At 65.2% G+C, this 19,029-nt stretch carries 13 protein-coding genes; 8 read left to right on the forward strand and 5 right to left on the reverse strand.

All coding sequences use genetic code 11. The features are described from left to right. The first annotated feature begins 78 nt into the window (after nucleotides 1–78). Complete coding sequence (locus CVA01_RS09400; RefSeq protein WP_280528071.1) at nucleotides 79–627, forward strand: DUF6308 family protein; 549 nt, start codon at nucleotides 79–81, stop codon at nucleotides 625–627. A gap of 94 nt (nucleotides 628–721) precedes the next feature. Here the strand turns inward: CVA01_RS09400 and CVA01_RS09405 are convergent, their stop codons facing one another. Further along, nucleotides 722–1,642: an SMP-30/gluconolactonase/LRE family protein gene (locus CVA01_RS09405; RefSeq protein ID WP_141330284.1), complete on the reverse strand. Its 921-nt coding sequence runs from the start codon at nucleotides 1,640–1,642 to the stop codon at nucleotides 722–724. Between the two features lie 222 nt (nucleotides 1,643–1,864). Between CVA01_RS09405 and CVA01_RS09410 the strand changes: the two genes are divergently transcribed. From CVA01_RS09410 to pdxR, 7 genes are read left to right on the forward strand one after another with little or no spacing between them, the layout of a single operon-like run. Further along, nucleotides 1,865–3,199, forward strand: a complete 1,335-nt coding sequence (locus tag CVA01_RS09410; protein ID WP_141330286.1) for an aminotransferase class III-fold pyridoxal phosphate-dependent enzyme — start codon at nucleotides 1,865–1,867, stop codon at nucleotides 3,197–3,199. Then, nucleotides 3,199–4,017 carry an ABC transporter permease gene (locus CVA01_RS09415; protein ID WP_141330288.1) on the forward strand — a complete coding sequence of 273 codons (819 nt, stop codon included), beginning with the start codon at nucleotides 3,199–3,201 and terminating at the stop codon, nucleotides 4,015–4,017. The genes CVA01_RS09410 and CVA01_RS09415 overlap by 1 nt, the downstream gene beginning before the upstream one ends. Before the next feature lies 1 nt (nucleotide 4,018). After that, nucleotides 4,019–5,095: a taurine ABC transporter substrate-binding protein gene (locus CVA01_RS09420; protein ID WP_141330290.1), complete on the forward strand. Its 1,077-nt coding sequence runs from the start codon at nucleotides 4,019–4,021 to the stop codon at nucleotides 5,093–5,095. Nucleotides 5,096–5,097: 2 nt separating this feature from the next. Beyond that, nucleotides 5,098–5,928, forward strand: coding sequence for an ABC transporter ATP-binding protein (locus tag CVA01_RS09425; protein ID WP_141330292.1), 831 nt, complete (start codon nucleotides 5,098–5,100; stop codon nucleotides 5,926–5,928). Nucleotides 5,929–5,963: 35 nt separating this feature from the next. Beyond that, the gene (locus tag CVA01_RS09430; protein ID WP_141330294.1) at nucleotides 5,964–6,722 is read left to right on the forward strand and encodes an SDR family NAD(P)-dependent oxidoreductase; all 759 of its coding nucleotides are present in this window, start codon (nucleotides 5,964–5,966) and stop codon (nucleotides 6,720–6,722) included. A 4-nt stretch (nucleotides 6,723–6,726) separates the two neighbouring features. Beyond that, on the forward strand, nucleotides 6,727–7,473 hold the full coding sequence (locus CVA01_RS09435; protein WP_170209745.1) for a TSUP family transporter: 747 nt from the start codon (nucleotides 6,727–6,729) through the stop codon (nucleotides 7,471–7,473). Between the two features lie 27 nt (nucleotides 7,474–7,500). Further along, the gene (gene pdxR / locus CVA01_RS09440) at nucleotides 7,501–9,045 is read left to right on the forward strand and encodes a MocR-like pyridoxine biosynthesis transcription factor PdxR (protein ID WP_141330298.1); all 1,545 of its coding nucleotides are present in this window, start codon (nucleotides 7,501–7,503) and stop codon (nucleotides 9,043–9,045) included. A gap of 30 nt (nucleotides 9,046–9,075) precedes the next feature. Here pdxR and CVA01_RS09445 read toward each other — a convergent pair whose 3' ends face one another. From CVA01_RS09445 to CVA01_RS09460, 4 genes are read right to left on the reverse strand one after another with little or no spacing between them, the layout of a single operon-like run. Then, nucleotides 9,076–9,615 (reverse strand): hypothetical protein, encoded by a 540-nt coding sequence (locus CVA01_RS09445; protein ID WP_141330300.1) that lies wholly within the window; start codon nucleotides 9,613–9,615, stop codon nucleotides 9,076–9,078. Continuing rightward, nucleotides 9,612–10,061 carry a hypothetical protein gene (locus tag CVA01_RS09450; protein WP_141330302.1) on the reverse strand — a complete coding sequence of 150 codons (450 nt, stop codon included), beginning with the start codon at nucleotides 10,059–10,061 and terminating at the stop codon, nucleotides 9,612–9,614. The genes CVA01_RS09445 and CVA01_RS09450 overlap by 4 nt, the downstream gene beginning before the upstream one ends. A 56-nt stretch (nucleotides 10,062–10,117) precedes the next feature. Next, on the reverse strand, nucleotides 10,118–12,589 hold the full coding sequence (locus tag CVA01_RS09455; protein ID WP_141330304.1) for a 3'-5' exonuclease: 2,472 nt from the start codon (nucleotides 12,587–12,589) through the stop codon (nucleotides 10,118–10,120). Nucleotides 12,590–12,592: 3 nt separating this feature from the next. Continuing rightward, on the reverse strand, nucleotides 12,593–19,015 hold the full coding sequence (locus CVA01_RS09460) for a DEAD/DEAH box helicase family protein (RefSeq protein WP_141330306.1): 6,423 nt from the start codon (nucleotides 19,013–19,015) through the stop codon (nucleotides 12,593–12,595). Between the last annotated feature and the right edge of the window lie 14 nt (nucleotides 19,016–19,029).

Raw genomic sequence — 19,029 nt, forward strand, 5'->3', positions numbered from 1 at the left:
CCCACGCGTTCACTGCCGAGGACATTGTGGCGGTCTCCACGCTGTCGGTGGACATATGCACTGCAGCTCACCGGTGCGGTGACCTCGGAGGGCGCGGAGGCACGATCCGCGATCGAGCGGGGCGAGGCGCGCCTTCAGGACGCCACCTCGGTCCCCATCGACGCCGTGGAGATCGGGCGGCTCCTCGCGCAGCTGCCGACCGACCTGGATCTGGCGGACGCCACCGACGAGGATCTTGCCGTCACCGACCTGCTGTGGGCCGAAGTGCGTCGCAAGAACCTCGGCCGGACCCGGGCGAGCAAACTGCTGGCCCGCAAGAGGCCCCGCCTGTGCCCGGTCATCGACAGTGTCGTCGTGGCACAGCTGGGTCACGGGGTGGGGCGCACGGACTTCTTCGTCAGCCTCCGGACTGTTCTGCAGGACGCCACGCTCGGGCTGCCGGCGCACCTGGCCGCACTACGGGAGTCGGCGGTGGATGCAGCGATGGATGCGGCCCGGAGTGGTTCGCCGGATCAGTTGACCCGCAGCGATCTCGTGCCCGGCCTGCACGCTGCCGAGCGGATCGGTCGGCTGTCTGACCTACGCGTCCTCGACATCGTGCTGTGGATGGAGGGTCAGACGCGGTAGTCGGCGGACAGTGATGTCGGCATCTTGGGACCGGAGGACGGATTCTCAGCGGAAAACCATCCTGGGATCTCAAGATGCCGACAACAGTGGAAAGTCAGGGACGCCCGCCGTGGGGAGTGGTGATCCGGGCGAGGAGGACCGTGGCCTCCGGGGTCGCTGAGCGCCGCTCCTCATCGAAGTCGGGGGCACAGCACAGGAAGAGGTCCTTGCCATCCGGCCCACCGGACATGCAGGCGAAGACGGGGGAGTCGATGGTCAGTTTCTGGAGGATCTCGCCGCCCTCGGCGACGAGCAGGGTAGGGCCACCCAGGGCGTCCGCCACCCAGAGGTTGCCGTCGGCGTCCAGACCGCAGCCATCTGCGGAGACGACCGACTTCGCCTCGACCTCCTCGAGGTTCCGGGACTCCGACAGTGGGCCGAAGACCGCCCAGTCGCGGCGCGGGCCCAGCGAACCGTCCGACAGGATGTCGAAGGCGCTGATGCGGTTGCCGAAGGTCTCGTCGACGATGAGGGTCTTACCGTCAGGGGTGATGACGGACCCGTTGGGGAAGTACAGTGGCTCGCTGATCGCCCGGGCCGACCCGTCGGTGTCGACGAGGATGAGCGGGGTGGGCTCAGCATCCTCCCCGGCCATGAGGTCGAAGCCGAAGTTGCCGACGTAGGCGCGCCCCACCTCGTCGACGACCATGTCGTTGAGCGGGTAGGCGGCCAGGTCGCTGAGGTCGGCATGCTCGACGACGGTGCCGTCGGCCTCGCGGCGCAGGATCTTCCGGTCCTTCATGGACACGACGAGCAGGCGCCCGTCCGGTAGCCAACCCAGGCCCGACGGTTGGGCGGGGACGGTGAGCTCGGTGCGCAGGTCAGCCCCGTCGGCCTCCATCGACAGGACGCGGTGGCTGTAGAAGTCGACGAAGTACCAGCGGCCCCCGTACCAGCGTGGGCACTCGGTGAAGGTCATGCCGGTGGCGACGGTGGCGGGGGCGGGATTGTCAGCTGAGGGTGTGGTTTCGGTCATGAAATGGAGGGTAGCAGCATCCTGTGGACCTACTCCCGGATGGAGTTGACTGCGCCCTCATACGCACGATGTAACTCCCCTGAATCACGGGTTTCGGAAATGTGACATCTGGACCCGATAATTCGGCTCCGCCGTGGATATTCAATCCAACGGACGGGCACACCAGTCTGGAATACGTCCACAGCAGATATGCGACGCGCTCAAGACGAAAGGTGCCTCACCATGCCGAAGCCACACTCCCCGCTCGGGGCGGAGATCTACGACCGTGAACTGGAGAACGTCTTCCACTCCTGGTCGGCACAGGGGTCGCTGGACCCTCTGGTCGTGACCTCTGCCGAGGGTCCCTATCTCATCGACGCCGATGACAACCGGTACATCGATTTCTCCTCCCAGCTCGTCTACACCAACCTGGGTCACAGTCACCCGGCGATCGTGAACGCCATCCAGGAGCAGGCGGCACAGCTGTGCACCATCGCGCCCGCACACGCGAGTGCACCGCGGTCACTGGCCGCCGAGAAGATCCTCAGCCACCTGCCGGAGAACCTCACCAAGGTCTTCTTCACGAACGGCGGGGCGGACGCCGTGGAGCATGCGCTGCGCCTGGCCAAGCTCACCACCGGCCGGCCCAAGGTCCTCGCCGCGATGCGCAGCTACCACGGCGCCACGCAGACCACGCTCACCGTCTCCGGTGACAGCCGCCGCTGGCCGATCGATGACGGACGCACCGGCGTTGTCCACTACTTTGGACCGTTCCTCCACCGCACCGTCTTCCATGCGGAGACCGAGGAACAGGAGTGCGAGCGTGCCCTGGAGCACCTGGAGAACGTCATCGCCATCGAAGGCCCGGAGAGCTTCGCCGCACTGATCATGGAGACAGTGCCGGGTACCGCCGGCATCATGCCGCCCCCCGCCGGCTACTGGCAGGGGGTCCGCGAGATCTGCGACCGCTACGGCATCCTCATGATCTGCGACGAGGTCATGGCAGGGTTCGGCCGCACCGGAGCCTGGTTCGCCATCGACAACTACGATGCCCGACCCGACCTGGTCACCTTCGCCAAGGGGGTGAACTCCGGCTACGTGCCGATGGGTGGCGTCGCGATGACGCAGGCGGTCGCCGACACCTTCCGCGACACCCCGTACCCGGGCGGACTGACCTATTCCGGTCACCCCCTTGCCGCCGCCGCGGCCGTCGCGACGATCACCGCGATGGAGGACGAGGACGCCGTGGGCAACGCGGCGCGCCTCGGCACCGACATCATCGGCCCCGCGCTCGCGGAGCTGAAGGAGAACTACCCGGTCATCGGCGACATCCGCGGCCTCGGCTGTTTCTGGGCGGTTGAGTTCGTCGACGGTTACGAGGGCCAGAAGGCCCTGGCCGCCGCCGCGCGGGCGAAGGGGCTGGTGGTCTTCGTCGCCGGTACGAACCGCCTCCACATCGTCCCGCCACTGAACATCCCCGACGAGGTACTGCGGGAGGGACTGGCGATCCTGGAGGAAGTGTTCAGCGAGGTCACCGCGCAGCAGGACGCGGCGTCCCCGGTGAAGGCGGTGAGCTGATGCTGACCCGTCTCAGACCGGGACGCCGCGCGTACATCAACACGCTCGTCTTTCTCGCACTCATCGCGATCTGGTGGATCATCACCGCCACCAACATCGTCAAACCGTTGTTCCTGCCGTCCCCGGGGGCGGTGGTGTCCGCATTCTGGGACGCCAACACCTGTCGTCCGATCAATGACTCCGGCACCGCCGAAGTCTGTGGTGAGGATGACTACTTCCTCTGGCAGCACCTGCTGGCCAGCCTGGAACGCATCGCCGTCGGTGTGGGCGTCGGCATCGTCGTCGGTGTGGCACTCGGCTTCCTCATGGGGACGGTGAACTGGATCTTCGATCTGGTCGAGCCCTACCTCAACTTCCTGCGCTCCCTGCCCCCGCTGGGCTACATGGGCCTGCTCATCGTCTGGTTCGGCATCGGTGACGTCTCCAAGGTCTGGCTGCTGTTCCTCGCAGCCTTCCCACCGATCGCGATGTCGACAATTTCGGGTGTGCGCGGCGTCCAGCAGGACCGCGTCCTCGCAGCCCGGTCGCTGGGTGCTGACCGCGGACAGGTGCTGCGACAGGTCATCCTGCCCTCGGCACTGCCCCAGATCCTCTCGGGCATCCGCGTGGCCACCGGCTTCGCCTGGACCACCGTCGTCGCCGCCGAGCTCAACAACGGCATCCCCGGCATCGGCGGGCTGGCGTACCTCTCCGGCACCAGGCTGGACACCCCGCTGACCATCGCCTGCATCATCGTCATCGGTATCGCAGCGGTCGTCCTCGACCTCGGCCTGAAGAAACTGTCCACCGCTCTCGTGCCCTGGGAAGGGAAGGCCTGACATGTCCCGACTGAACAGAACCCTCGCCGCCGGAGCAGCCCTGCTCGCCGTCGCTCTCGGCACCAGCGCCTGCGTCGGCCCGCCGGCCAGCCACTGGGCGAAGCAGAACAACCTCGACTGCCCCTTCGAACCGGACGAGTCGATCACCACCCACGCCACCCTGGCGTTCCAGATGATCCCCAACGGCGACCGCATCGTGCAGAACCAGCGCATGCTGGAGACCTGCATGCCGAACGCGTCCATCGACTGGAAGCGCTTCGAGTCCGCCGGGGACATCCTCCAGGCGTACGGCGCAGGATCCATCGACTACGGGCTCCTCGGCTCCGCGGGCCTGGCACGTGGCCTGAGCAAGCCGCTGAGCCAGGACCTTGTCACCCCGTGGGTCTTCGACGAGATCGGTGAGGCGGAGTCCCTCGTGGTCAAGGACGACGCGATCACCGATATCCGCGGACTCAAGGGCAAGACCATCGCCGTGACCTACAGCTCCACCTCGCACTACAGCCTTCTCGGGGCTCTCGACCAGGCCGGGATGAAGGCCGGTACGGACGTGAAGCTGGTGAATCTCTCACCTGACCGCATGCTCGCCGGATGGCAGTCAGACCAGATCGACGCCGCCTTCGTCTGGGATCCCACGCTCAGCGAGCTGATGGCGTCCGGCCACGTGATCACCTCGGCGAAGGAAGCTGCGGAGGGCGGTGCCCCGACCTATGACATGGCCACCTTCACCCGCTCCTTCGTGGAGAAGAACCCCGAATTCATGGAGGTCTGGGCCAAGGCGCAGGACGCCGCGATCCGGCAGATCCAGGAGGACCCGGACACCGCCGCAGGTTCCATCGCCGCCGTTCTCGGACTGGAGACGGACACTGTCCTCCAGCAGCTCAAGGGTTACGCCTATCCACGGGCCACGGAGCAGGCGTCCGGCGAGATGCTCGGCGGCGACCTCGGCACCCTGCTGTACGACACCGCGAAGTTCCTCAAGGACAACCAGGAGGTCGACGCCGCCGATGACCCGGAGGTCTACCAGAAGGCCCTTTACAAGGACGCAGCGCAGGCCGCCGCGGACATGACAGGAGAGTAATCATGAGCGCACCGACTGACACCACCATCCCGAGGCTCGTCCTCGACTCCGTCTCCCAGACCTACACCACAGACTCCGGTGACAAGGTCCTCGCACTTCAGGACACGTCCACCGTCGTGGAACCCGGCGAATTCGTCTGCATCGTCGGACCGTCCGGCTGCGGAAAGTCCACCCTGCTGAAGATGATCGCCGGATTTCTGGAACCCACCACCGGACACGTCCTCCTCGACGACGAGGCGGTCACTGAACCCGGCCCGGACCGGGGCGTGGTCTTCCAGCACGCGAACCTGTACCCGTGGATGACTGTGCGGGAGAACGTCGAACTCGCCGGGAAGTTCCGCAAGGTCCCCAAGGCGGAGCGACGGAAGACCGCCGAACTCTACCTCGACATGGTCAACCTCTCCGAGTTCGCTGACCAGCGGCCCTACGAGCTCTCCGGCGGTATGCAGCAACGCGCCCAGATCGCCCGCGTCCTCGCAGGTTCACCGGAGATCCTGCTCATGGACGAGCCCTTCGGCGCCCTCGATGCCCTGACCCGCGAAACGATGCAGGAGGAACTGCTGCGCATATGGCGGCGGGACCGCAAGACCGTCTTCTTCATCACCCACTCTGTCGATGAGGCAGTGCTGCTGGGCACCCGTGTGTGGGTGATGAGTGCGCGGCCGGGACGCATCCTGGAGGACCTGTCTGTCCAGATCGGCGATCCCCACGCCCCGTCGCTCGACCTCGGCGAGTTGCGCGGTGAGAAGCGTTTCCATGAACTGCGCGAGCACATCGCCGACGCCATCTACGCAGCCCAGGGTGCGACCACCTCCAACGCCTCCACCGACTGACACCACTTTCCTGCAACTTTCCTGAAAGGAACCCCATGAACGCTCCCACTCCCGCAGCTCCCGTCGCCGTCGTCACCGGCGCATCCTCCGGCATCGGTGCCGCGACCGCCCGCGCACTGGCCGCCGCTGGCTACCAGGTCGTCCTCGGTGCCCGGCGCATCGAGAAGCTCACCGAGGTCGCCGAGGAATGCGGCGGTACGGCCCTCGCCCTCGACGTCACCGACCAGCGTTCGGTGGACGCCTTCGCCGCTGCTGTCACCGAGACTATCGGACGCTGTGACCTGCTGGTCAACAATGCCGGTGGAGCTGTCGGCACCGAGCCGGTCTCCGAGGCGAACGTCGATGACTGGCAGTGGATGTACGACACGAACGTGCTCGGCACCCTGCGTGTCACCAAGGCACTGCTGCCGATGCTGGTGGCCTCCGGTGACGGTCAGGTCATGACCATTGGTTCGATCGCCGCCCGTGAGCCCTACCGGGGCGGGGCGGGGTACAACGCCGCCAAGCACGGGGTGGCGGCGATGACGCGCGTCCTGCGCCTGGAACTGCTCGGCCAGCCGGTGCGCGTCTGCGAGATCGACCCCGGTATGGCGAACACCGAGTTCTCCACCGTGCGCTTCCGTGGCGACACCGAGGCCGCCGACAACGTCTACACCGGGATGGAGCCGCTGACCGCCGAGGACATCGCGGACGCCATCGCCTGGGTCGCGACCCGCCCGGCGCGGGTGAACATCGACCAGATGCTCATCATGCCGCGGGATCAGGCCGCCGCCCAGCAGATCCACCGGGTGTGAGACGGTGACGGCGCTGGCTCTGGCGCTGCTGGTGGGTGCGGGGTTCCTCGCCGCTGCCGTCCAGGCTGTCACCGGCGCCGGCTTCGGTCTGGTCGCCGCGCCGCTGGTGACGCTGCTGGCCCCGGGGCTGGTGCCGGGCCCGTTGCTCGTGGTCACGGTGGTGCTGATGGGGCTTGCCGTGGTCACGGGACACCGCACGGAAGGACGCCTCGGGCGGGCTGATGCCCGCCTGCTGATCCCGGCTGTGGTCGGGATTGTCTCCGGTGCGGCGGCGATGTCCCCGGCATTGGGATGGGTGTCGGAGCATGGGGCACTCGTGAGGACGGTTGTCGGGGTGGGCGTCCTCGCGGCGGTCGTCCCTATGCTGGTGCCCGGCTTTCCGCCGCCTGCGGCGGGCCCGGCGGGCATGGGTGGGGCGGGAGTGATGGCCGGCGTGCTCACAGTGCTCGCAGCTCTGCCCGGCCCACCACTGATTCTCACTTATCCGGCGAAGGACGCGGCACGCTACCGCACCGGACTGGCGGTGCTTTTCCTGGTCGCGTCTGTGGCCGCGTTGGCGGTGCTCGGAGTCGGCTCCGCTGTGGCTCCGGACGGATGGGACGGCGTGGGATGGTTCTCCCTCGGAGTGCTCACGGGTTTCGGCGTCGGAGCTGCCACCTGCCGGCGGTTGCCACTGTCGGTGGTGACCTACGGCAGTCGGCTGACTGTGCTGGCTGCCGGGGTGGCGCTGCTGGTGCCCGGAGCCAGGTGAGTGGGGCATGGACGCTACGGTGAACGCATGACGTCCCGGACTCCGCAGCAGGCCACGACCGACGACTGGGCCGCACTGGCGGGAATCCGACCGCTGCACGCCCGGGTCGCGGAGTACCTCCGGCAGGGGCTGCGGCGCGGCGTGTATCCGCTGAACCGTCCGTTGCCGCCGTCCCGGGTGCTCTCGGAGCAGCTCGGGGTGTCCCGCACGACCGTGCAGACGGCACTACAGCAGCTGGTGGACGAGCGGCTTATCGTCTCGCGTCCGCGCTCAGGCATGTACCCGGTGGCTGCGACCGTGGTGGAGGAGACTCCGTGCGCACCGGTGGACTGGAATCAACTGCTCTACCAGGTGGCTCCGGAGGTGCCGCAGATAGTGGAGCCGGACCACGCCCGCTATCCGTTTCCGTTCCTGTCCGGGCAGATCGAGCCGGCGGCATTTCCCACCCGCTCATGGCTCAAGGCGGTGAACCAGGCGATGTCCGGGAAGAACCTGCGGGTCGCGCTCGGTGATCCGCGGGAGGGCGATGATCCGGAGCTGGTCGCGGCATTGATCGAAGAGGTCCTCGCCCTGCGCGGCGTCCACGTCGGTCCGGAGGAGGTGATGATCACCGTGGGGACGCAGCAGGGGCTGAACCTCATCCGCCGGGCACTGCTGGGGCCGGGGGTGAAGGTGGCGATGGAGAATCCCGGGTACGTGGACGCGCAGAACATCTTCGCCGCCAGCGGTGCGCAGCTGCAGTACATGGCGGTCGACCGGTCTGGTGCGGTGGCAGAGGACGCCGTGGACGCTCACGTGGTCTTCCTGACGCCTAGTTCGCACCACCCGACGTCGGTGACGCTGTCCCCGGAGCGTCGCCGACGATTCCTGGCTCTGGCAGATAAGCAGGATGCCGTGATCATCGAAGATGACTACGACGCCGAAATCAGGTTGCAGGGACCGCCGCTGGCACCGATGAAGTCGGTCGACAGATCGGGGCGGGTCGTGTACCTGGGGACGTTTTCAAAGTACCTCGCGCCGGGGCTGCGGATGGGCTACGTGGTGGCTGCACCTGAACTGATCGCACAGCTGCGACGGTTCCGGCACTATGCGACGAAGGCACCGTCGCCTATGCTGCAGCGGTCGCTGGCGCTGTTCATCCGCTCGGGGGACTACGCCCGGCAGATGCGGTCGTACCGGGTGCGGGCACGGTCGAAGTTCGACCATTTCACTGAGGCTGTGGGGGAGTACCTGCCGGAGTTCGCCGACCAGTTGACGGTGCCGCAGATGAACATGTGGCTGCGGATGGGTGGTGGAGTGGATGGTTTCACTGGTGGCGCGGGTGATTTGGGAGAGGCCTGCGACGCTGCTGGCGCTGGTGACGCGGGGGAGTGGGCGCGCCGGGCGAGGTCGCACGGGGTGCTGGTGACCCCGGGATCGCTCCACTACGCGCCGGGGACGGTGGCTCGGAGAGATGAACTCCGGGTCGGGTTGGCATCGATTCCGGAGGCACGGATTGCGGCGGGGGTGCGGGAGTTGGGGGATGCGTTGAGGTTATTTCTGGATTCTTCCCGAGGGCTACATGATTTCTAGAGTATAGAAATACTCATACTGCAATTATGGTCACTGTCGCTGAAGTAGTTGGGCTCTCCTGCACCCGTTGTCGATATCTTCTTTTGTTATTTCATCATACTCTATATTTAACCTTTTTAGAATTTGCGCACGTCGAGATCTGGCCACATCGTCGTTAATCTTCAGAGAATCTACCAATGTAATGATGTCGAGATTACGTGATATCTCTTTAAGGTGCCAGCTCCATTGGTCATTGACGGCGCTCTCGGCATACTTTTCCCACCTGGATTCGTTAATGGATGTCAATGCGGAGGAAGAGCGTTCAATTGCCCAAGTTAGGCGATAGTAAGATCGTGTTAGTTCTGATATGGAAATATTTTCCACTTTGGACTCGGGAGCGTATCGGAATGATCCTATTGTGTCCCTTGCGTCCTCAACCTCTCCTGTGGTGAGGTCAAGCAAGGCTTGACTGACCATGTCATGCGCAGAAGTTGCCGCCATATTAGTGGCAATTTTATTAGCTTTGTATCCAATTAGAGTGGCGGCGCAGGCTGCAATGCATGTTGCAATAAGGGTAAGTGTGTCAATCATTTATTCCCCTTACTGAGATTGAAATGTTCCTTATTGCTGATATTTTTGTCGGCTGTTGGAATGGTCTTCCCGATTAATTCTGTCAATTCATTAATTTTCCTAGTTGCTCTAAAGCTTATGCACCGTTTTGAGCTTTGGAGTTCCTGAATATATTTCAGTTTTCCGTATATGTCATTTGGTCCGATTGAGGAATATTTCCAATTGTCGTGACCGGAATCATTGCCTGCGATAACCTGTTTTGGATAACGATATTTAGGGCGGCAGGCAATCGCATTGTTTATGAATGTAAGACCCAGGGATGAGATGACCGATCCGATTACGATAGCTAAAAAGTGTCCGACATTGAAATATTCTAAAGGTATTGAAATTGCAATGTACATGCCAGTGCTAACGAAAAAAGCTCCCGCCGCTATGAGTAGAATTGCACATGCTGGTATCTTTCTCATTCGTTATCCCCATCCGTATCAATATTTTAAAATCTACATACAGTAGACGTGCAGGGCTAGCGATATGTCAATTTTGAAGGAAGTAGCTCCGAAGGCTCACCCAGCACCGTAACCATCAACGCATCACGTGCCCGCGACGCAGCCACGTAGAGCAGCGCACGCTCACGCTCGATGATGTCTTCCTTCTCTGCCTCAGCAAGACCACGCATGCGGAACTGCTGAGGCATCGTCGCCGCGTCCACCCCGAGCAGCACCACATGGGTGAACTCCAGACCCTTAGCCGAGTGCATCGTCATCACGGCAACCTCGTGGTCCGCCGCAGTCGTCGCCTGCCGGGAGTCCGTGACATCGAGCCCCGCAGCGGACAGTGCCGCAGTCAGCTTGCGCACCTGCGTCCGTGACCGGGTGAGTACGCCGACATGTATCTCGGCATCGCCCTCCAGTCCCGCCTTCCATGCAGAGACCTGGTCGACAATCGCATCCACCTGTACCGCCTCAGTTTTCACCGGCACTACAAGGGGCGCAGGGCCGTGGCGCAGGGACCGGGTACCCGAGGTTGTATCGGTGGCATCCTCGGCATCCTTCCACTCCGTGCCGTTGAGGATGTCCAGGGCATAGCGCAGCGTCTCTGCCGTCGTCCGGTAGTTGCGGGTCAGCCGACGGGATGCCCGCCCCTTGGTCGGGATCCCGTAGTGGCTGAGCACCAGATGCTGGCCGTAGATGCGCTGGTGCGGATCTTCGGCCAAGAAGATGTCGTTGCGCCCGGGTGCCACGGCGGCCCGCAGGAAACGCCAGTGGGCGGCGTGGAAGTCCTGTGCCTCATCGATGACAACATGGTCGAACAATGTCTGACCGCCATTGTCCGCGATGCGTTTGGTTAGCACCTCTGCAGCGATGATTGCCAAGGCCGGCCAGGTGAGCCGCCCTTCGCTCATGCACTTGCGGTGGAAGATCTCCACGATCCGCCACACGTCCTTGCGCTCGGACCGGTTCAGCGAAGTGCCCCGGCCACGTCGTTTTGCCCGAAGATAGAGGCTCTGCTCGGTGATCCCGCCGCCGAGAATGATGATCGAGTACTCCTGCGACAGGAACTCCGCATTCGCCTTCTCCGGAACAAGGGCGGTCTTCGCAAGCTCGATGGACTCGTTCCACAACCGGGTCTCCGTCCGCCCCTCCAGCCCGGCGAAGTCACTTGGCAGCGCGTCGATTCCCAGTCCCGCGTTCATTGCTGCGCGGACCTCGGTACCCTGCGCCCGCGTCAGCACCGTGTGGATGACCGAGTCGATACCGGCGATCCAGAGCCCCCGCGTACCGATCGTGGTCGCTTCCGGATAGTTCGGATTGAGCAGGTTCATCAGGGACTTCAGCGAGTCCGCGAGCGTTCGGGTGAACGTCGTGAGCAGGACGCGCGGTGCACCAGTCTCGATGGTGGGGTGCTTGCCCCAGTCCGTGGCCAGGTTGTTCGCGCGGTACACGGCGACGACCGTCTTACCGGTACCCGCACCACCGAGGACGCGGCCGGCGCCGGAGAACTGTGCATCAACCAGCGGCTGCTGGGACTCGTGGAGGAAGATCCGCCAGTCGTTGAAGCTGATCTGGTCGATGATCTCCAACAGTCGACTGTCGCTGGTGCCCTCCGCGACGGTGAGGAAGCGCGACCGGGCAGCGGGGTGCTCCAGGGAGGAGATGAGGGTGTCGGCGGTATTGGGCGCCGCGGGCGATGCAGGGGGTGTAGCGGACGCAGGAGCCTCAGACGCTGTAGCGGCCTCCGACTCATCCGGCTGCTCCGGTACCAGACCGAAGTCCCGGAGAATCTCTTCGAGGCTGTACCCGACGAAGGCGGAGAGCAGAATGTCGCGTTCCTGCTCGAGGACGCCATGCGCGGCGAGCACCGCATCGACATGGTCCACATTCTCGGCACCGAGTGCCGAGTCGATCGTCGCAGCGGGAATCCCCAGCCGGTCGCGCAGATCCTCGACAGTGATGCCGGAGGCCGCGAGGGCCTCGGCGGGAGTCTGCACCGGATGCTCCGGCTCTGCTGCCGGCGGTTCGACCTGCTCAGCCGGTTCAGGTTCAATGGGCTCGACAGGCTCGGGTTCAACCACGACCGGTGCAGCCTCAGCCTCCACCGCAGCCTGCTGCCGCGCCTGCTCCTCAGCCGCCTGAGCCTTCGCCAGCGATTCATCGACCTCGACCTGCGGGGCAGCTTTTTCACGGAGGACCGCCACACCGTTCACCGGATTGGTCTCCAGCCGCAGCCGCTCGGCCTTCTTGTAGGCGTCATCGTGATTGAGGATGTCCACGAGAACGAAGTGCCGGCCGGTTGATCCGGAGAGATCGAAGAGCACCGCCCGGTACTGCTTGTTCACCCGCGCGGTACGGACATTCTTGTCGCCCGCGCCCTTAGGCTTCTTGAGGTTCAGTCCCGGATCCTCGGGATGCTGCTGCAGCTTCCGGATGAAGCTGACGATCTGGGAATCCAGACCGTCGACCTTGGAGAAAGTACTTGCAAAGGTCACTGTTGCCATGGACTAGACCTGCTTTCCGGCGTCAGAGGACATGAAAGAATCGAACTCGGTGGGGAATTCCTCGCCGCACACCTGGTCGGTGTCGAGGAAGGCCCACCCTGCGGGGGCCTCATCGGCATCACCGGGGAAGACCACGGCGATCTTCGCCGCAGGCCAGGCGACGATGGTGGAGACCTGGGCGATCTCCTCACCGAAGCTTCCGGGGGAGAGGACGCCACGCTCCCGGAGCACAGCGATGGCGTCCAGCGCTTCGTCGTCCTCGGCGAACTCATTGACGGCCTGCTGCCACAAATCGGCCGCGGGCTCTGCAACAGTCTCCGTATTTTCGGCGGCGAGTGTCGCAGATACAGCCTCGACAACGGACTCGACATCGGCAGGCTCATCCGTCGTCGGTGCTGGCACCGATGACGTCGGAGGCACCGTCGCCGCCACGGCCGGAGCCGCCGTAGGAGCTGTCTCAGATTCCGCGGCAGAGATCGAGTGTCCGGCCCCGTTGAAGTAGAGCAGGTTGGCCAGCGACCAGAACATCTCCCAGCCCTCGCCGTAGTTCTCCGCATCCACCGCAGACTGCGCTGTGAGTTCGAGAGTGGCGGCGGGTCCGGTGGGACGCTGCTCCATCGACACGGTCACCGCGTTGAAGTAGGTGTTCACCGGTCCACCGGCAACGAAGTCCACGGCGTGGATCGTCGCAGCCGCAGACAACAGGTTCCACTTGTCGCCGTCGGGATGGGTGAGGAAGCTGAACAGCTGGGTCAGTGGGTCTTCAGTGAGCACCGCCAGATCGGACGAAGACAGGTTCAAATTGGTGGCGAGCATCGCGTTGTACCTCGGGTGGAACCACGCGGGATTCTCCCGGGCCCGGGTCTTCTCCGCGCGGGCACGGAACTCCTCGATGTCCTTCCACGTCAGCGTCCACGGCACCTTGCCCTCGGCGGACAGCCAGTTGCGCTTGGCCACATCGCCGGCGACGCGGTTGTGTGCCGTTGAACGGTGGAAGGCGGCACCGTCGAGGTACAGGGCGACCGGCAGGACCGAGGTGTCCTCGGCCTCGAAGTAGAAGTCAGGTTTCGTCCTCACGAAGTCGACCTGCTCCCGCATCCGCCACTGGTGGGTGGAATCGGGCAGCCGGAAGGTCCACTCGGCATAGCCGCCATGCTGCTTCTTCTTCAGCGTGGCACCACGGGACTCGAGCCCGGACTGGAACTCGCTGAGGAACAGGGATTCCAGCTGGGTGCGGCTTTCGATGACCGGGACGTCCTCGGTGACGGACGATCCCGCCCACCGGGCAGTACCAGGATCCATGCCCTCGGCCGGGTGCACATCGTCGAGCAGGATCTTCGCCAGCGCACTCTCCGCCGCCGCACGGGACAGTGACTCAGCCGCCCCGGGAGGTGCAAAGGGCAGCAGGCAGTCCGGGCACGCGGCGCGGTGCTCACCGGAACAGTGGCAGCTGCTGACCCGCCGGTACGCGGCGTGCAGCAGGGCTTCCACATCACGGACGCTGGTGAACTCGGACAGGTAGCCGGTGCCACCAGGCACCGTGTCATGCAGCAGCAGCCCGTCGTAGGAGTCGTCTCCGGAACCCATGCGCACCCCGGCGACATTGAGGTGATCAGGGTTGCCGCCGAGGCTCTCCTTGAAGCCGAGACGGATCGCCGCGATCACCGAGGTCACCGTCGCAGAGTCCGCCACGGTCAGCAGCTGCGGCAGTCGCAGCAGTACGCCTTCGGTCTTCAGCGTCCGACCCAGGGCGATGGTGAGCGGCTGGGGGTCGCGTTCGGTGCGCAGCGGGCACCACGGGCGGTGGTCCCGCCATGAGTTCGCCGCCTCGCCGTCGTACTTGACCGTCGCGGTGTGCCCGCACCGCGAGCACACGGTGAACAGCGGTGCGTCGACCTCCTGGGACGCCATGGATTTCTTCGGGCCGGCATTCCGCCCGAGGTTCATCCAGCGCAGTTCGACCTGGGGGAAGTGCTCGATGCCGAAGCCGGTGCCGGAGAGGTACCACCGCTTCCCCTCGGTTCCCTTGGGCACCCGCATCGACATGTTCTGGTGGAAGCGGGTCTGGGTCCGGTCCTCGCGGGCATCGGTGATCGCCGCGCGGGTCTGTTCCACCTCCGCGAAGACGCGACGCAGCGGCAGAACATCGATGACCTGTCCGACATCGTTCCAGGCCGGGGAACCGCAGGACGGGCAGGACGCCGACGTCCTGGAATCATCCGCGGCGAGTACCTCGGAGTGCGAGCATGCCGGGCAGACCCGCCACCGCTGCAGGTAGGCATTGTCGGGGCCGAGATCCACTGCATCGATGGTGGCGGCCACACCCTGGGCGTAGAACGTCGCACCCGGGGCCAGCTCGGTCAGTGCTGCCGAGGCCCCGCGTGAGTAGTCGTAGGTCTCCGTATCGAACTGAAGATCCTTGTCCAGGAAGGAGACGGCCAGGTGCAGATCGACGGTGTCGTCGAGCAGGGTGAAGTTCGGCAGGATGCCGTACCGCTCCAGGGCATTGATCCAGTACTCGGTGGTGAGCTCGTGGCGTCGGCGCTGGACCGCCCGTAGCGCGGCACGGGTGGAGCGGTACTGGGCCTTGACGTCGTCATCGGCGGCGGGGGAGTCGTTACGCTGCTTCTGCTCCGCTTCGCGCACCGTCAGGGTGTTCTCCTGGGTGGAGAGCTCGCGGGTCTCGGAGATCCAGGTTTCCCGGGCGACGGTCAGCTCGCCGGTGAAGCTGTCCCGACCGGTCCCGGTTGCCCATGCCCGCAGGTCGGTGAGTACCCGGGGTGGGACATGTGCTGTCAGAGTCGCGGTGAAGTCGGCGAGTGCCTCGCCGAGGCCGTTCTCCGCCAGGTCGAGCAGAACGTCGACCACGGTGGGGCTCCCCGTGGTGCGCACCGCGAAGACGTCACCGACCAGATGCGGCGGCTCCATAAACCGGGCCAGCTGCGTCCGGTCGAGCAGGTAGGCGGTGAACTCCCGGTGCAGGATCTCCTCGGCGGACAGGAACGCCGCCGGGGCCTCCACCGAGCCAGCGATCATCGATAGTGGCCGCTCCAGCGTCGGCAGGGCCCGGCCACGACCGCGCACCAGGGCAACGATCAGGGAGTTGCCGGTGAGGCGTCCAGCACGACCGACGCGCTGCACGTAGCTGGAGACCGCGTTCGGCAGGGAAGCCAGCATTACCGTGGACAGGTCGCCGATGTCGATACCCATCTCCAGGGTCGGGGTGGCGACCAGCACATTCGGTGCGTCCGGGGCGGTGACCTCGGAGGCCTTGAACTGTTCCTCGACCTTCCGGCGGTCCGCCTTCTTCAGCAGACTGGTGTGCTCCCGGGAGATGATCGTCCGCGGGGCCGAGGAGGTGTAGAGCCTCCGGTAGTAGTTATCCTCGATCGGCTGTTCCTCGTAGAACCCGATGCAGCCCAGCGTGCGGCAGGGCTGGCCGGTCATCGCGGCCCGTGCGGGCGCGGCGACGGCCAACCGGGTATGGCAGGCCGGACATTCCAGCAGGGCAGGGTTGTCGTCGGACGCCACGAGCACCGAGTCATCGCGCAGGGCGTAGACCGTGCCACCGGCATCGTCAGTGAAGGTGCGGAGGATGTCGCGTCGGGCGAGTTCCCTGGCGAGTTCGGTGACGGCGGTGGCGCCTTCCATGGTGGAGTCCAGGCCGAGGGCGCGTGTGGTCCACCGGGCCCAGAAGCCGCGCGGAGAGCCCAGCGGCATCGCCTGGGAGCGGTCGGCGGCGCGACCGGTGGCACTCTTGCCAGCCCGGGGGAAGGACGGCGCTCCACCACGGGGGAAGACGGGCATGCCCTTCTGTGGCATCGGACGTCGGGCGAGCATGTAAGGGTTACAACCGTGGTTCAGGTAGCTGTTGAACAGTGGGTGGTCGATACCGCCGGAGGCGCGGATCAGTTCCACCACACCACGTGCCCAGCCGAGCAGATTTTTCTCAAACCTCAGCAGGTTCATGGTCTCCATCGCAGCGGTGGCTGCGGCGAGGAGGGTGGAATCCGGCACATCGACCTGGGTGGTCAATGCTCCGGTGGAGGTCAGTGAGCGGGGAAGATCGGCACGCTGGCCGAACTCCAGCAGCAGGTCGATACCGAGCCGGTCGCGCACCGCATGTTCGGCTTGACGGCGCGCTGCCTTGGTGGCCTTCGGCGCCCAGAAAGCATTAAATGCGGGCCAGGTGGTCATGTGCGGAGGGATGAGCTCGTAGCGGGCGCGGAGATTGTCGCCGGCATCGTCGATGAGGCGGTCGAGCATCTTCTTCAGGGTCACCGGTTCATCGGCGACGGCGTCACGGATCCGGGTGCGCAGTGCGAAGGCCCGGGCACGGGACTGGATGAAGCCGGCGCGGTGGGCGGCGTCCTGGACGGAGTCGGTGAAGACAAGGGTCTTCTTGTCCGCGTCGTCCAGGTTGGGCTCGCCGAAGAGATTGGACAGTGCCACGGAGAGCAACGTGGCGACCGAGGATCCGAGGTAGCGGATGGAGTCCTGCGTACCGCAGGAGGGGCAGGTCTCCTGCTTGGCACGGTCTTCCCGGTTGTCGCCGGCGTAGCTGAGCACGGGGATGATGTCTCCGGTCTCCAGGGCCTCCTCGTCGGGGCGCTGCAGCAGCAGCTGTGCCTGGGCGATGTCGAGCCAGTAGACGGCGGAGTCTTCCCCCGCATCGCGGACCACGGCATCGTCGGTCGCGTCGAGCAGCGGCAGCTGCAGTTCGGGATTCTTGATGGAGCCGACGCGGATCTTCGCCGGGGAGGTCTCGTAGCCGACATCCCCGGGTAGCCGGGAGATCATCCAGCCGGAGCGGCCGCAGACGCGGCAGTAGCAGGCGGGTAGCCAGCTGGCTTGGTCGGAGTCTTCCTGGGGGCCGTCATCGGCCCAACGGAACATGTGCTCCAGTGCGTCGGTGCTGACTGAACGGTCGACGCGAGAGACTTCCCGCACCCACAGGTGGGTATCCACCCCGGGCAGTGTCTTTCCGGTCCAGGCGTGCTCGCGGACGTAGTCGGCGCGCAGCCAGGCGATCTCGGAGAGCAGGTGGGTGAGGAAGGTGGCGGCGCCGTCGTTGGGCAGGCGACGCACTGCCGGGGGAAGGATCTCGGTGAGCGGGGGAATAGCCTTCGGCTCGTCGGTCTCAGGATCGACCACGGTACCGGTTTCCGGGACGGTCAGCGGCACGGGGGAGGACGCAGCGGCCAGCAGTGCCCTGGTCAGCGGGTGTCGGGTATAAGCCGCGACGGCGGCATCCCGGGTATCTGCGCAGTGCCAGACGCTCTGACAGAACGCGCTGTGCACTGCAGACTGGTACTCGGTACCGGTGGCGAGAGCTTCGGCGATGGATGCATTGATCGCCTCCACCTGTTTGTGGTCGGGCATCTCTTGGGCGGAGACGACCGTGGGGTCAGCAGCGCCGACGAGAGTGTCGACGGCGGAGACCCACTGATCGTAGGTCAGGCTGGTTTCGGTGATGATCGCGGACTCGTCGAGCATCTCGCCGAAGATGGTGTGGGCGAACTTGAGCATGGAGCCGAGATTGTCTCTGCCACCGAGGGTTGCGGAGGTGGCGACCGGGGTGACGCGGCCCAGGGGGCGGGCGGCTTCCTCGGAGGTGAGGTACCAGTCCGGCTGGTGGGATTTCAGTGCCAGCCCGAGGCGGCGGAGCAGCAGCGCGACGTCGGTGCCTTGAGCGCCGTCGTAGGTGTGGAACTCATCGAGGACGAGGTACTGCAGGGTGGAGGCGGAATCGACCCAGATCCGCTTGTCGTCTTCACGCAGCAGCAGCTGGTCGAGCATCTTGTAGTTGGTGAGCAGGATGTCGGGGACATCGCTGCGCAGATGGTCCCGACTGCTGATCAGTCCGCGGGCGGAGACCCTGGTCCGCCCGCCTTGGCCGGACTGCTCGCCAGTGTAGATACCGGCAGTGACTCCGGTGAGTTCACCGGTCGTGCTGATGATCTCGGTGAGGCGGCGTTCCTGGTCGGTGGCCAGGGCATTCATCGGGTAGAGGATGAGTGCTTTCATCCCGCGGCCGGGGTTGCGCCGGCAGTGTTCGAGGATGGGGTAGAGGAAGGACTCGGTCTTACCGGAGCCGGTACCGGTGATGACGAGGGTGGGGTCGGGTCGGCGTTCCTCGCCGGTGGGGGTCAGGGACGCGAGGCGCCGAAAGGCCTCGGCCTGGTGACGGTAGGGGATGAAGCTTTCGGACTGCCATCCGAAGAACTTCTCGCCCGAATCGTCTGGGGCATAGGGGAGCCGGGTACGGACGTATGGTCCGTGGAACATGCCGGTGGCGGTGTCCGTGAGGAACTCGGCGAGACGGTCGCCGGTGGCGGAATCAGCCAGGGAGAAGCTGGTGGTGAGGTATTCGGTGACGCCGGAGTTGATCTGGTCGGCGGTGTGGACGGGCAGCAGTGAACTCACGGTCGTCGGTCTCC

The sequence above is a fragment of the Corynebacterium variabile genome (genome assembly GCF_006539825.1).
In the GTDB taxonomy this organism is placed as follows: Bacteria; Actinomycetota; Actinomycetes; order Mycobacteriales; family Mycobacteriaceae; genus Corynebacterium; species Corynebacterium variabile.

What these genes read in the sequence shown, in the direction of transcription:
- CVA01_RS09405 (WP_141330284.1), bottom strand. Translation starts at nt 1,642, where the DNA reads ATGACCGAAACCACACCCTCAGCTGACAATCCCGCCCCCGCCACCGTC.
- CVA01_RS09410 (WP_141330286.1), top strand. Translation starts at nt 1,865, where the DNA reads ATGCCGAAGCCACACTCCCCGCTCGGGGCGGAGATCTACGACCGTGAA.
- CVA01_RS09415 (WP_141330288.1), top strand. Translation starts at nt 3,199, where the DNA reads ATGCTGACCCGTCTCAGACCGGGACGCCGCGCGTACATCAACACGCTC.
- CVA01_RS09420 (WP_141330290.1), top strand. Translation starts at nt 4,019, where the DNA reads ATGTCCCGACTGAACAGAACCCTCGCCGCCGGAGCAGCCCTGCTCGCC.
- CVA01_RS09425 (WP_141330292.1), top strand. Translation starts at nt 5,098, where the DNA reads ATGAGCGCACCGACTGACACCACCATCCCGAGGCTCGTCCTCGACTCC.
- CVA01_RS09430 (WP_141330294.1), top strand. Translation starts at nt 5,964, where the DNA reads ATGAACGCTCCCACTCCCGCAGCTCCCGTCGCCGTCGTCACCGGCGCA.
- pdxR (WP_141330298.1), top strand. Translation starts at nt 7,501, where the DNA reads ATGACGTCCCGGACTCCGCAGCAGGCCACGACCGACGACTGGGCCGCA.
- CVA01_RS09445 (WP_141330300.1), bottom strand. Translation starts at nt 9,615, where the DNA reads ATGATTGACACACTTACCCTTATTGCAACATGCATTGCAGCCTGCGCC.
- CVA01_RS09450 (WP_141330302.1), bottom strand. Translation starts at nt 10,061, where the DNA reads ATGAGAAAGATACCAGCATGTGCAATTCTACTCATAGCGGCGGGAGCT.
- CVA01_RS09455 (WP_141330304.1), bottom strand. Translation starts at nt 12,589, where the DNA reads ATGGCAACAGTGACCTTTGCAAGTACTTTCTCCAAGGTCGACGGTCTG.